Here is a 14569-nt window from a genome sequence, read left to right as displayed (position 1 = left end):
TCACCCCTCAATTCTTTCCTGTAAAGCCTGTATCTAGCAGAGCGGAAAATAAGAAGCAGCAGCAAAAGGTCGTTTTGATGCTGCTTCCATTGTTAATTTCATGTATACGCACAAACAAAGCGTTCAAAACAATTTTATCGTAACACAGCCGAGGTTTCAGTTACAAGGCGGTTGTACATGATTTTGCGAAAAATTCTGAATACTTTCAATCGCACGTTCAGCCAGCTTTTCAATCTTCAATTTTTTATTACGGATTTTCTCAGCCAGCGGCGGGTAAAGTCCGAAGTTAGCATTCATCGGTTGAAAATGTTTTGTATCGGCGGTTGTGATGTACTGCGCCATACCGCCCAGGGTCGTTTCACTCGGGAAAACGAGACATTCCAAGCCACGTGCCAACCTGCCTGCATTAATACCAGCAATTAGGCCGGAAGCTGCTGATTCCACATAACCTTCCACACCCGTCATCTGACCGGCGAAGAACAACTGATCCCGGTTTTTGAACTGGTAGGTTGGCCTAAGCTGGCTTGGTGAATTGATAAAAGTATTCCGGTGCATAACGCCATATCTTACGAATTCGGCATTCTCAAGACCCGGAATCATGGAGAGAACACGCTTCTGTTCGCCCCATTTCAGATGGGTCTGAAATCCTACGAGATTATACAACGTACCTGCCGCGTTATCCTGACGGAGCTGGACGACCGCATGAGGCAGCTCGCCTGTATGCGGGTTCACCAGTCCTACCGGTTTCATAGGGCCGTACAAGGCCGTCTGCTTACCTCTTCTTGCCATGACTTCGATCGGCATACAGCCTTCAAAGTAAATTTCCTTCTCAAATTCTTTAATCGGAGCCGTTTCGGCATGAATCAAAGCGTCGTAGAAGGCATCAAACTCTTCCTCGGTCATTGGGCAGTTCAGATAAGCCGCTTCCCCTTTGTCATACCTGGAAGCCAGATAAACCTTGCTCATATCGATCGAATCTTTCTCGATAATCGGAGCGGCCGCATCGTAGAAATAAAGGTACTCTTCACCCATCAGCTCCTGAAGTCTTGCCGACAATGCCGGGGAAGTTAAAGGGCCTGAAGCTACAATGGTAATACCATCAGGAAGCTCAGTCAGCTCCTCATTACGAACCTCAATCAGCGGATGATTTCTCAGCGTATCTGTGATTTCGCCCGAGAAGCCGTCCCGGTCTACGGCAAGCGCTCCTCCCGCCGGTACGGAGTGCTTGTCGGCACTGGCAAGAATCAGAGAATTGAGTACTCTCATTTCTTGTTTAAGGACGCCGACCGCATTCGTTAAACCATTGGCGCGCAGAGAATTACTGCACACGAGCTCTGCAAATTTATCCGTAATATGCGCGGGTGTTTTGCGTACTGGACGCATTTCATATAAAGTTACGGGCACGCCCTGACTGGCGACTTGAAATGCGGCTTCACTGCCTGCCAGGCCGGCTCCGATTACAGTTACTCTTTGTCCTGCTGTCAATTTCTACACCTCGAATTTAATCATTTACTTCTTCATCTTTGAGTTCTTCTTTAAAACCACACTCGACGCACTGGTGATTTACAGCTGTCTTCGTACGTTTCTCGATCATCATCGAGCCGCAGCTCGGACAAGGCTGTGCAACCGGTTTGTCCCATGAGACAAAGTCGCATTCAGGATAGTGATCACAACCGTAAAAAATACGGCCTTTCTTACTGCGCCGCTCCACGACCTTGCCTTCTTTACATTTCGGACAGGTTACACCGATATCTTTAATAATCGGTTTCGTGTTCCGGCAGTCGGGGAATCCTGAACATGCCAGAAATTTGCCGAACCGGCCCATCTTGTAAACGAGATGCTTGCCGCATTTCTCACAAATTTCGTCCGAAACCTCGTCTTGAATTTCGATCTCTTTCATTTCTTCCTCTGCAAATTCAAGCCGCTTCTCGAAGGAAGTGTAGAATTCATCAAGTACCTTGACCCAGTTCTCCTTACCTTCACCTACATGGTCCAGCTCTTCTTCCATCTGGGCCGTAAATTCAACATCGAGAATCTCAGGAAAGAATTCGACCATCAATTGAATGACCAGATCCCCCAGTTCGGTAGGAACGAACTTCTTCTCTTCGATGGCCACATAACCGCGCTTCTGAATGGTCTCCAGCGTAGGGGCATAAGTAGACGGACGCCCTATACCCAGCTCTTCGAGAGATCGCACCAGACGAGCTTCCGTATAGCGTGGAGGCGGCTGGGTGAAGTGCTGCTTCGGCTCGATGTCATTGGAAGCCACTTCATCTCCCGATGAAAGCGGAGGAAGGAGTTTGTCTTCTTCCGTGGTGCCGTCATCATTGCCTTCTACATACACCTTCATGAAACCCGGGAATTTCAATTTGGAGCCAACCGCACGGAACATAGCATTGTTGACATTCAGGTCAATCGTCATTGTGTCCAGCACGGCAGAAGACATTTGGCTGGCTACGAAGCGTTCCCAGACCAGCTTATAGAGACGAAATTGGTCTCTCGACAGAAATTCTTTAACTGAATCCGGATCGCGCAAAACAGATGAAGGACGAATGCCCTCATGCGCATCCTGGGTGTTCGAGCCTTTTTTAACATAGACACGAGGAGTTTCAGGATAGAAGTTCTCCCCATATTTGCCTAAGATAAATTCCTTAGCTTCCTCTTGGGCGACCGGGGAAATTCTCGTAGAATCGGTACGCATATATGTAATAAGACCGACAGTACCTTCTTTTCCCAGATCAATTCCTTCATATAACTGCTGAGCTACGGACATGGTCTTGGCCGCCCTGAAATTCAGCTTACGCGCGGCTTCCTGCTGCATGGAGCTTGTTATAAAAGGCGGAGAAGGGTTGCGGAGACGTTCCTTTTCCTTTACTTCCTTTACAATGAAAGGAGCGCCTTCAATCGCTTTCAGAATAGCATTGACTTCTTCTTCCGAACCCAATTCTTTCTTCGAACCGTCAATACCGTAGAATTTGGCTTCGAAATTCGCTTTGCCCGCTTGCAGCATCGCTGTAATCGTCCAATATTCCTCAGGTACAAACGCTTTAATTTCATTCTCGCGGTCCATGATGAGCTTAACCGCTACCGATTGAACCCGTCCTGCCGACAAGCCTTTCTTCACTTTCTTCCAGAGCAGCGGGCTGATCTTGTAACCAACAAGCCGATCAAGAATACGACGGGCCTGCTGCGCATTAACCAGATCAATGTTAATCGGACGCGGAGTTTTGAAAGCGTCTTTAACCGCCTGCTTCGTAATTTCATTAAAAACAACGCGGCAATTTTCTGTTTCGTTCAGCTCTAAATAATGAGCCAAGTGCCAGGCAATAGCTTCCCCTTCACGATCCGGGTCAGCTGCGAGGTACACTTTTTTCACTTTTTTGCTGGCATCTTTCAATTCCTTTAAGATGGAGCCTTTGCCGCGGATCGTTATATATTTCGGTTCAAAACCGCGTTCTACTTCAACACCGATCTGGCTCTTCGGAAGGTCGCGGATATGACCCATCGATGCTTTCACGATAAATTTACTTCCCAGATATTTCCCAATCGTTTTGGCTTTTGCCGGTGATTCTACAATCACTAATGAGTCTGCCATCGACCGAATGCTCCTCCCTTCAACGTCATCTAATGCTGCATGTATATCACTTTAATGGTTATGGTAATTTCATATGGATACGTATGTGGAGCCGGGCTGCTCCGCTATCTTGTTTTTCAATAGCAAGGATAGCAGAACTGAATGCAAATGTCCAAACGTAAATTGAGTCTGCTCCAGGAGGACGTCGGCAGTCACCGGCATGCTCGACAAGAATCGATAAAGAACGACTTCGTCCGCAGACATGCCTTCTTCAGGAGATTGAGTTTCCAATTTCCTGAGTGACTCCTTGAAATGTCCACTGGAGGGGGACAAATGAGTATATTCTTCAAGTATATCTTCGGGACTAATTACCATCTTAGCCCCCTGCTTAATCAGGTATAGAGCCCCTCTGCTTTTGGGGGAATGAATCGGACCCGGTACCGCGAATACGTCACGCGACTCTTCCAGAGCCAAATCTGCCGTAATCAGAGAACCGCTGCGCTCGGCAGCTTCGACTACGACAATCCCCAGGCTCAGTCCCGCAATGATGCGGTTGCGCAGTGGAAACAGCCCCGGATGCGGGAGAGTTCCAACCGGATACTCCGATAGAAGGAGCCCTCCGCTTCCGATAATTTCCTCCTGAAGCCGGCCATGTTCCGGCGGATAGATACGCTCAGGAGATACGCCTAGAACTGCTATCGTTCCGCCAGTTTTACCTAATGCCCCCCGGTGGGCCTGGGCATCGATTCCCCTAGCTAAACCGCTTACTACGGTTATGCCGGATCCCGACAAGGCTTGCGCCAGTTCCTCTGCGATTTTCTTCCCGTAGGCGGTAGGTGTTCGGGTGCCGACTATTCCGATTTTAGGATGCTCCAAGGCTTTCAGTGAACCCCTGTAGTAAAGCACCCACGGCGGCTGTGCTGTTTCTTTGAGCAAATCAGGATAATCACTATCAAATCGTGTTAAAAATCCAATACCGAGCCTTCTGGCGAGTTCTACTCGCTCCTGAAGCTTACATTCATCTAGACCTTCTATAATACATTCTGTTTTGGACGCTGGGATTCCGGTTCTTATAAAATCTTCAAACGACCATTCTCTCAGTTCCTTCAAATCGGAACAGGAATCGACCAGACGTTTAATGGTTCTCCAGCCTACTCCGGTTATTCCATGAAGTCCGATGAGCATGCTTCGATTCTCCATCAGTATAAAGCACTCCCTTTGCATTCACAAATTTTGAACCTGTGAAACAAAAAAACCTCCCAATTCCCCTAAGGGAACCGGAAGGTTGCTTACCATTCCAACGATTTATTTATATTCATGTATGAATATAAATTTATTTTTTAGTTATGCATTTCTCCAACAGGCCTTTTTCTTCCAAGACTTCGACCAGTGTCGAACCCATCTCAGAAGGAGTAGCTGCTACCTTGATACCACAAGCTTCAAGTGTAGCTACTTTCTCAGCCGCTGTACCTTTACCGCCGGAAATAATAGCGCCGGCATGGCCCATACGTTTTCCTGGAGGAGCTGTTTTACCGCCGATGAAACCTACTACAGGCTTCTTCATGTTAGCTTTGACCCATTCAGCCGCTTCTTCTTCAGCCGAACCGCCAATCTCACCAATCATAATGACGGCATAAGTATCCGGATCTTCATTGAACATATGAAGGACATCGATAAATTCGGAACCTTTAACAGGGTCTCCGCCGATACCTACTGCAGAGGATTGACCAATACCGCGGGTCGTAAGCTGATGAACCGCTTCATACGTCAAAGTTCCGGAGCGGGAAACAACGCCCACGTGACCCGGTGTATGGATGTAGCCCGGCATAATACCGATTTTGCATTCGCCCGGTGTGATGACGCCCGGACAGTTAGGTCCGATCAGACGAGTACGTTTGCCTTCCATATAACGGGTAACTTTAACCATGTCCAGAACCGGAATGCCTTCTGTAATACAGATGACCAGATCAAGATCAGCATCTACTGCTTCCATGATGGAATCAGCTGCAAAAGCGGGCGGGACATAAATGACGGATGCGGTAGCGCCCGTTGCTTCTTTTGCCTGCTCAACCGTATCAAAAACCGGTAATGAAACTGTCTCACCGTTCTCGAGGGTAATGTCGACGTTCGTACCGCCTTTACCAGGGGTTACGCCTCCGACCATTTGCGTGCCGTAATCGAGCGCGCCCTTCGTATGGAACAAGCCGGTAGAACCGGTAATACCTTGTGTGATCACTTTTGTGTCTTTATTCACCAAAATACTCATGATCTTTGTTCACATCCCTTTACAAATTGAAAAGCATATAACATATAAAGAACATTCGTTCGTCTTCAATTAAACAAGCGCTACAATTTTCTGAGCGCCGTCTGCCATGGAATCTGCAGAAACGATGTTCAGACCGGACTCGTTCAAGATTTTCTTGCCAAGTTCAACGTTAGTACCTTCCAGGCGCACAACGAGCGGACGGTCCAGACCGAGCTCTTTCGCTGCTGCTACTACACCCTCGGCAATTACGTCACAACGCATAATTCCGCCGAAGATATTAACGAAAATACCTTTTACTTTGGAATCGGACAGAATGATTTTGAAAGCCTCGGTAACTTTCTCTTTGGTAGCACCGCCACCTACATCGAGGAAGTTCGCAGGGTCTCCGCTATAGTGCTTGATGATATCCATCGTTGCCATAGCAAGGCCCGCGCCGTTAACCATGCAACCGATATTGCCGTCAAGGGCAATGTAGCTGAGGTCATACTTGGAGGCTTCAATTTCTTTCTCATCTTCTTCTTCCAGGTCGCGTAGCGCCAGAATATCTTTGTGACGGTAAAGCGCGTTGGAATCGAAGTTGAGTTTAGCGTCAAGAGCCATAACATCTCCGCCGCCGGTTACAACAAGCGGATTAATTTCAGCAATGGAGCAATCTTTATCAACAAAAGCCGTATACAGAGCGATCATGAACTTAACCGCTTTGTTAACAAGCTCTTTAGGAATGTTGATGGCATAAGCCAGTTTGCGGGCTTGGAACACTTGCAGACCGATTGCCGGATCAATAACTTCCTTGAAAATTTTCTCCGGAGTATTGGCAGCAACTTCTTCGATGTCCATGCCGCCTTCTTCGGAGCCCATCATGACGACGCGGCCCGTATCACGGTCAACGACTACGCCTATGTAGTACTCTTTCTTAATATCACAGCCTTGCTCGATCAGCAGGCGTTTAACTTCCTTACCTTCAGGACCGGTCTGATGAGTAACCAATACTTTGCCCAGAATTTCTTGTGCATAAGTACGGACTTCATCCAGATTCTTGGCAACTTTCACGCCGCCCGCTTTACCACGGCCGCCTGCATGAATTTGCGCTTTGACTACAACGACCTGAGTGCCTAGCTCTTTGGCTGCTTCAACCGCTTCATCCACGGAAAACGCCACTTTGCCCTGAGGTACATTCACTCCGTACTGTCTCAGGACTTCTTTGCCTTGATACTCATGGATATTCATTTGCAAATCCTCCTAAACGTATTGTTTCTCCCTGTATGCACGAAACCATGTTCAAGTTTCGATTCTTTTCGCACAACCAACGTAGGGTATTCGCCGTTTGACAGGGGAAATCCTGCCCGTCTTTTAGCGGGTTCGGACAAACTTTTGCCACGAATTATTGTATCACTTTTTGTCGACAGTTTCCTCTTCTTTTTAAAAAGAAATCGTTTTTTATTATTGCGCAGGAAATGAACGGGCCCGTTTCCCTTCCTTGACCATGCCGATACCATCCAATTTCTCAGTTATCCCGCCTTCGAACTCTTGGCAGATATAACTTTTCACGAGCAATTTAGCCTGTCACTGCGATCTGTCCTTCTGATAGTTTCCTTGTGGGGGAGATTAATCTTCCTGCACTTCATACGTCCATAAAAAAGACCCCGGAAACATCGGTCCCAGGGCACTGTATCCATTTTATCAACTACCATTTTGTTGCTGCTGCTCTATCGCTTTTCACTAAGTATAAGAGGGATTCGTCTCCGTTGCCACTCTTGGCTCCCTCTCCGCCTGTTTGACAAACCTCATTTCATTACCCACATAGCTGCACACGAGACACTGAATGGTCGGTTCACTCTCAGAAACAGGGTTGGGATCTTGTGTTTCTTTTACTTCGCCTGTAAGCGCATCTTTCAGAAAAGACTGAGAATAACTCGCAATCACACTGAATTTAACCCGGTTGGAACGACAATTGGGGCAAAAATACGGTTTTTCCTGCATTGTAATCACCTCACCTATAGTATGACCAATTTGCAAGAAACAAAAAGTCATTTTAAAGATCTTACCCTTTTGCTATACTGGTTGTAATATAAAGGCATAAGGAAGCACCTTTGTCCATTCTATTTAGGAGAGAGGTGTTTTTTGATGTACGGAAAAGTAACCAGCGGCTGTCTGCACGGCATTGACGGTACCTGCATCGATGTAGAAGTGGATATCACCAATGGCTTGCCCCAAATTAATGTGGTCGGGCTGCCCGATACGGCCGTGCGTGAATCCATTGACAGGGTCCGGTCCGCGATTAAAAATTGTTCATTCCGGTTCCCGCTTGAGCGGATTACGGTGAACTTGGCTCCTGCTGATTTGCGAAAAGAAGGAGCCTCTTTCGATCTGGCTATAGCGGCGGGCATACTCCTCACCAGCGGACAAATCCAGGCAGAAGAAGTAAGGAACACGCTTATACTCGGCGAGCTTGCTCTGGACGGGAGCCTGCGCCCTGTCCCAGGCGTGCTGGCTATGGTAGATGCGGCGCGCAAACAAGGCTTGCGGCGTGTTCTTGTGCCCCAGGGCAACATCGAGGAAGCTCAATTAATCGCTGGTATGAAAGTACGCGGTCTAACCAAATTAGATCAATTAAGCTCTTCCATATACGAGGAAACCCTGCGGAATGATTGGGATTCCAATGTGCGGAACCGTCCCGATTCAGCCAGTCTCATTCCCCTTCATGAAATCCAATTAACAGCCAGAGCCATTGAGGATGCAGGAGTCGAGCAGCCGGTTGAAGACTTTGCCGATGTAATCGGGCAGCATCATGTCAAAAGAGCGTTAATGATCGCCGCATCGGGCATGCACAACATCCTGCTGATCGGACCTCCAGGGACCGGAAAAACAATGCTGGCCAGACGGATCCCGGGAATACTTCCGCCTATGGCAGATGAAGAAGCGCTGGAAGTCACTAAGATTTTCAGTGTGTCGGGTAAACTCGCGCAGTCCGACCGATTCATGCGAATCAGGCCTTACCGTTCTCCCCATCACACCGTAAGTGCGGCAGGATTAATCGGGGGAGGTTCCATCCCCAAACCGGGAGAAGTCAGCCTGGCTCATCACGGGGTCCTCTTTCTTGACGAGCTCCCCGAATTCTCCAGAAGTGTACTGGAAGTTCTGCGGCAGCCGCTCGAAGACAGGAAAGTAACGATCAGCAGAGCCAGAGCCACCTTCACATTCCCTGCGGGATTTCTTCTTGCCGCTTCAATGAACCCCTGTCCTTGCGGATTCTGGGGCTCTGATTCGAATTCCCATCAGACTTGTATCTGCAGTCCGCTTAAAATACGCCAGTACCGGGCCAGGATCTCAGGTCCGCTGCTCGACCGTATCGATCTCCACGTTGAGGTGCCCCGACTTGACTATTCCGCTATGACGGACAAGCAGCAATCGATGTCCTCTTCCCAGATGAAAGACCGTGTATGGGAAGCCCACCAGATCCAGCAGTGCCGCTATGCAAAAACTTCCGTTCGATTTAACGCGGAACTCAGCGGCAAATGGCTGCGGCAGTTTTGCCGCCTTCCTTCTGATGCCGAGGAGCTCCTTCACCGAACATTCGATCGCCTTCATTTGAGTGCGCGGTCTCATGACCGCATTCTCAAGCTTGCCAGAACGATAGCGGATCTTGAAGGCGAAGAACATTTGACCGCCGAACACCTGGCGGAAGCGATTCAGTATCGGAATTTAGATAAGTCTGGTATGCTGTGACCCCTCCTATGAAGCTTGATTTACATAGAGGATAGAACTCAAGACCTTATAGAAAAACGAATCAAACAGACCCCTTGTTCCATGGAGTCTGTTTGGTTTGGATGGAAACGAATCGAATTATCTTGGAGGGAGACAAGCCTTACAGAGGATTCCTATCAGAAGCTATATTGCTCGCAGCGCTGACAGAACGGTACGGTACGTGAAGACGGTACGTGAGACGGTACGTGAGACGGCAGCTAAGAGAAAAAGTAAAATAAGAGGAAGCTTGCGGTAAAGAAACGGGGAAATGAAATTAATTAAAATGCGCCGCACAAATGTTCAAGCTTGACGAATTCGCAAAGAACAGACATTTCAACGGTAATAACATCAAAGCGCAGCTTGCGTTCCTGCTGTTTAACGGAATGCAGATACATTTGCGAAATCTGACGTACTTTCGTCTGTTTCCGGCCATCAACCGATTCTTTGGCATACCCGAACCGGCCGGTTAATCTCCGCGTCCGGACTTCGATAAACACGACAACATCTTCATGCTCGGCAATCAGATCCAGCTCACCATACCTGCACCGCCAATTGCGTGCGAGAATACGGTAGCCCAGACCTTGCAAATGCTCTTCCGCCTTATTTTCCCCGTATTTACCCAGTGATTGTCTGGTTGAGGGTATGCCGGTCATCCTACAGCTCCCTTCGCTCTTGCTGCCGCATTTCTTTCATACGGTTATCCGAGCGGTAAATGTAACTTAAAACTTCTGCGACCAGCTGATACAGTTCGGTCGGAATTTCCTGGTCGATCTCCAGCTTGGACAACACCTCGACCAGAGAGGCGTCTTCTTGGACAGGGATACCGTTTTCTTTTGCTTTATCTACGATAGCCTCGGCAACTTTCCCTTTCCCTTTGGCTATGACGGACGGAGCTTTCTGCTCACCCGGAGCATACCTCAGGGCTACCGCTTTTCGGATTGCTTTACCTTCGCTTTGATTGCCGGGAACCGCAGGTTTGCCTGACGGTTCCCTATCCTCTGATAACGTCATATACGAAAATCAACTCCCTGGTAAGGTACACTTGGCGCTATGGTGTCGATCATCGTACGGCTTAACGGTAAAGAATTCGCTGAATCTTTCTTGGCGGCCGTATCAGGAAAAGGAGAGGCTTTCAATGATAGGAATTGATACCCTAATTTGCCCAGCGCTTCGCCAACTTCCTCCCTAGAATTGCTGAGCAGTTCACCTATAAAGGGCATATCGTTAAACACTTGCAAGCTTACAATCCTGTTCATTACCTGAACATCTACAAGCGTACTTCCCAGTGATTTCATATCAAGATCAAATAATAGGCGGCAATTCTCCGCATCCAACTCGCCACGCTTACCTTTGCGCGACTGTATATGGATTGCTGCCGTAGGCTGACCCTCCGCATTCAAAAGCGGCACGAACAGCGTCATGTGAGTGAACATACCGCTTTTATCCTGCGACATCAGAAGCTGCTGCCCGGTTATATGCTGCACCGCCTGCTGGACAGAATCCCGCAGCGATGCAGGGAGCCCGTCTGCAGTAGACAACTGCAGAAGCAGGCTCTTGAGCGTCTCTGCGGCTTCGGGCTTCAAAGCCGCAAGCGGCATTTCGCCTGCTGCCTGCGACGGCAGCCCTGCCCCGGCAACCACCTGAGATCCGCCTAGCTGCTTAAGCAGCCGGCTCTCATGATCTACGCCGACCGCGCGCAGCAATTCGCGCACCCAGCCGTTGTCAGCGGCACCGGCCTGTCCGCCGCCATTGCTTGGCTGCGCACTGGGGGCTTGCCCCGCTTCCGCCGGGACTGTGCCGACAGGCGCGGCAGGAGCGCCCCCTGCGGGGCTCAAGCCTGGCGCCGCAGCGCGGCTGCCGCTGGCGGTCTGCGGCGCAGCAGCGGCACCAGGAGCGGCGCTGGAGCCTTGCGCTTGGCCGCCCGCTTGGCTACCACCGGCAGCAGATGCCGAGCTTGCGCCAGGCGATGTCTGCGGCGCTCCCTGTCCTGCCCCTAAGGCGGCAGATGCGCTTGCCGGGTTGTTGCCCTGTGCAGCACCAGGGGCTATCCCCGCCGCGCCAGTAGAGCTGCCGGCGTGCACAGGCGCCTGTGCCGTCTGCCCTGCGGCAGCAAGACCAGGTGGCTGGCCCCCTGCGCCAGGTGCAGGACCCTGCCCAGAGGCCCCTGCCCCCTGGGACCATGTACCGGCTGCCGGGCCAGAGCCGCCGGTTATGACACCAGACCCGCCGGGCTGCACCTGAGCGTTGGCCGATCCGCCTCCACGCGCAGCTGCGGAAGCTGTCCCGTCGGCGGGAATGTTGCCGCCAGGAGGCTGCGCACCTTGCGCCGGCTGCCCTGCCCCAGCAGAGACACCTGCTTGTCCGCCGGGACTTGCCGGAGCCTGACCGCTCATGCTGGACGCTCCCTGGCCCAACGCAGCGGCTCCCGGGCCAGGCGCTGCGCTTCCTGCAGCCTGTCCGCCTGCAGCGCTTCCTGCGGAAGCATTCTTCCCTGCGGCGCTGCCCGCAGTTTGCTCTAACATTCGCAGAACATCGCCCAGCTGCCGGAGCAGTTTATCCGCAGAGCCGCCGCCGGAGGCTTCTCCCGTTCCTTTGTTCAAGGCGCCCTGGATAGCCTGCGACAGGTCTTTGAGAGTATCCCCGAATGGTTTGCCGAATAAAGTCTGATGAAGGGCGCTAACCGTGTCCGTGGTCATAGGCAGACCCTTGGAAAGGGCAACGCCTATTGTTTGCAGCCATTGTTCCGGCTTTGCGGATACAGGCATCCGGCTTATCATATCTTGGATCGGAGCGGCTGATTCCTTCGTGAGAGGCAGACCATTTTGGCGCATGAGCTGCACAAGTTCCCGGTTGACTGGTGTATCTTTTAAGCCCGTTTGCCGCAGCATCTGTCCCAGCTCTTCATCCGTTACAGGTACAGCAGACGCTGCCGCTGGCTTAAGAACGATCTGCCCGCCAGGACTTTCTGGCTGAACCTGAAGCCATGCGGTCTGACCCTGCGACATCTGGGCTTCTAATTTTACACGGACCTGAACGCCGTCTATCGACATCTGGGCTTCCTGATTATCATAAACCTGGAGGACAACGCCTTTTACGACCTGCCCCGGCTTTAACTCGAGAGCTTTAGGCTCTGCCGCACGTACATTCCCGGCCAAACCCCGGATCATTCCGCTGATATTCATGCCGATCGCCTCCGTTTACACGTTCTTTTATGTATATATCGGCTGGAACCCCTTTTAAAATAACTCCTGCTGCACCAGCATCACATTGCGGATAAACAGTTTGCGGTGCAAATGGGTAGGCCCATACTCGATCAGCATTTCACGATGCTGTTTAGTCGCATACCCTTTGTGCCTCGCAATTCCGTACTCCGGATACAGCATGTCCCACTCCTGACACATCCGGTCCCGAGTTACTTTTGCAATGATTGATGCCGCCGCGATCGTTTGGCTTACAGCGTCCCCGTGAATTAAGGGCATTTGAGGTAAGGGAGTATCTATATTTTCAGCATCCACCAGTATAAAATCCGGTTCGGGAGTCAGCTGCCGGACGGCAGTCTGCATCGCAAGTCTGGATGCCTGCTTTATATTAATTTCGTTAATCGTCGGCACATCAATAATACCGATGCCTACCGAAATGGCTTCATTCATAATAACCGTGTATAATTCTTCACGCTTTTTCTCAGACAATTTCTTCGAATCATTGACCCCTTCGAGAATAAGTCCTTTGGGCAGTATAACGGCAGCAGCCACGACGTCACCAAACAAACAGCCGCGTCCGACTTCATCAACGCCAGCAATATGCTCGAAGCCCTGCTGCCACAAATGTGTTTCTTCCTGAAGCATGTTCTGTATTCCCCTCCCGCTCTCCATTATAACGGAAGAACTCATTTTATCCCATGAAAACTACTCTAAATTAACCCTGCTCTTTCTGCTAAAACATTTCCATCCGAACTTATATATGGCATTGCCGCTTCTTTGGTCAAAAGCAAAAAAATGTGATGCCTTATTCACTTTAATAGCGAATACAAGGCATCACATTTTTGATAAAGTTATTTATTTACTCAGCGTTACTCAGCCTAATAAGAATAGCCAACCTCAATATTCGGGCGGCACTTCCAGACTGACACGTCCTAATTTGCCGGAACGAAGTTCACGCAGGAACAGCAGGGAGGTTTTGTCCAAGTCCACACGTCCCCCGCTTACGATACAGCCGCGCTTACGACCAATTGTCTCCATAACCTCAATAACTTCATTCGGATTCTCTGTATCCTCCGGCAGGTCTCCAATGCCGAAACGGTCCATCAGACGCTCTCCATAATAATCGATCATATAGCGGATCGTGTGAAAGGCGATATCGTCCAAATGAAGGATCTCTTCTTTAATCGCTCCGGTGGCAGCTAGTTTCATCCCGACATTCTGATCGTCAAATTTAGGCCACAAAATACCGGGTGTATCAAGCAAATCCATATCTGTTCCGAATTTAATCCATTGCTGTCCCTTCGTAACACCTGGCTTATCACCTGTGTTCGCGATTTTGCGTCCAGCCAGTTGATTAATCAATGTAGATTTCCCTACATTCGGGATTCCAACAATAAGAGCCCGTATTGCCCGGGGATTGATCCCTTTACGAAGCTGGGCTTCGATCTTGTGGCTCAAAAGCTCCTTGCAGCGGGGCAAAATTTCTTTAATTCCTGTTCCTGTTGACGCGTCCATCGGCAGCGCCTTCAGTCCTTGATCCGCAAAATATTGAACCCATTCCGCTGTAATAGCCGGATCGGCCAAGTCTGCTTTATTAAGCAGAACCAGACGCGGCTTGCCTTGAAGGATGTCATCCACCATGGGATTCCGGCTCGATAAAGGAATGCGAGCATCGAGCAATTCGATCGCAACATCAATCAATTTGAGCTTATCTTCGATCTGTCTTCTTGCCCGGGTCATATGACCGGGGAACCACTGTATCGTCATCTTATCACCTCTGTATAC

At 49.9% G+C, this 14569-nt stretch carries 11 protein-coding genes; 1 reads left to right on the top strand and 10 read right to left on the bottom strand.

What is annotated here, in order from left to right; translation table 11 throughout:
- Window positions 1–156: 156 nt before the first annotated feature.
- The 5 genes from trmFO to sucC all read right to left on the bottom strand — a co-directional run bounded on the left by trmFO (window position 157) and on the right by sucC (window position 7067).
- A complete protein-coding gene (trmFO, locus tag AR333_RS07330) occupies window positions 157–1485 on the bottom strand; it encodes an FADH(2)-oxidizing methylenetetrahydrofolate--tRNA-(uracil(54)-C(5))-methyltransferase TrmFO (RefSeq protein WP_068774616.1) in 1329 nt (442 codons plus the stop codon).
- A 16-nt stretch (window positions 1486–1501) separates the two neighbouring features.
- Window positions 1502–3595 (bottom strand): type I DNA topoisomerase, encoded by a 2094-nt coding sequence (topA, locus tag AR333_RS07325; protein ID WP_068774615.1) that lies wholly within the window; start codon window positions 3593–3595, stop codon window positions 1502–1504.
- A 69-nt stretch (window positions 3596–3664) separates the two neighbouring features.
- Entirely contained in the window at window positions 3665–4774 is a 1110-nt protein-coding gene (dprA, locus tag AR333_RS07320) for a DNA-processing protein DprA (RefSeq protein WP_068774614.1), read from the bottom strand.
- Window positions 4775–4907: 133 nt separating this feature from the next.
- Window positions 4908–5840 (bottom strand): succinate--CoA ligase subunit alpha, encoded by a 933-nt coding sequence (gene sucD / locus AR333_RS07315; RefSeq protein WP_068774613.1) that lies wholly within the window; start codon window positions 5838–5840, stop codon window positions 4908–4910.
- 69 nt (window positions 5841–5909) lie between these two features.
- Window positions 5910–7067, bottom strand: a complete 1158-nt coding sequence (sucC, locus tag AR333_RS07310) for an ADP-forming succinate--CoA ligase subunit beta (RefSeq protein WP_068774612.1) — start codon at window positions 7065–7067, stop codon at window positions 5910–5912.
- Window positions 7068–7964: 897 nt separating this feature from the next.
- Here sucC and AR333_RS07300 point away from each other — a divergent pair.
- Entirely contained in the window at window positions 7965–9566 is a 1602-nt protein-coding gene (locus AR333_RS07300; RefSeq protein WP_068774610.1) for a YifB family Mg chelatase-like AAA ATPase, read from the top strand.
- 296 nt (window positions 9567–9862) lie between these two features.
- Here the strand turns inward: AR333_RS07300 and AR333_RS07295 are convergent, their stop codons facing one another.
- The 5 genes from AR333_RS07295 to ylqF all read right to left on the bottom strand — a co-directional run bounded on the left by AR333_RS07295 (window position 9863) and on the right by ylqF (window position 14551).
- Window positions 9863–10237: a YraN family protein gene (locus AR333_RS07295; protein ID WP_068774609.1), complete on the bottom strand. Its 375-nt coding sequence runs from the start codon at window positions 10235–10237 to the stop codon at window positions 9863–9865.
- A gap of 1 nt (window position 10238) precedes the next feature.
- Window positions 10239–10595, bottom strand: a complete 357-nt coding sequence (locus AR333_RS07290) for an EscU/YscU/HrcU family type III secretion system export apparatus switch protein (protein ID WP_068774608.1) — start codon at window positions 10593–10595, stop codon at window positions 10239–10241.
- Window positions 10592–12766, bottom strand: a complete 2175-nt coding sequence (locus AR333_RS07285; RefSeq protein WP_068774607.1) for a hypothetical protein — start codon at window positions 12764–12766, stop codon at window positions 10592–10594. Before AR333_RS07285 ends, AR333_RS07290 begins: the two co-directional genes overlap by 4 nt.
- A 54-nt stretch (window positions 12767–12820) precedes the next feature.
- Window positions 12821–13456, bottom strand: coding sequence for a ribonuclease HII (locus AR333_RS07280; protein ID WP_068774606.1), 636 nt, complete (start codon window positions 13454–13456; stop codon window positions 12821–12823).
- Between the two features lie 225 nt (window positions 13457–13681).
- Entirely contained in the window at window positions 13682–14551 is an 870-nt protein-coding gene (gene ylqF, locus AR333_RS07275; RefSeq protein WP_068774605.1) for a ribosome biogenesis GTPase YlqF, read from the bottom strand.
- Between the last annotated feature and the right edge of the window lie 18 nt (window positions 14552–14569).

Origin of the sequence: Paenibacillus sp. FJAT-26967 (assembly GCF_001541095.1) — a bacterium.
In the GTDB taxonomy this organism is placed as follows: domain Bacteria; phylum Bacillota; class Bacilli; order Paenibacillales; family NBRC-103111; genus Paenibacillus_F.
Note: the sequence above shows the minus strand (reverse complement) of the source record. Positions and strands in the feature narration are given on the sequence as shown.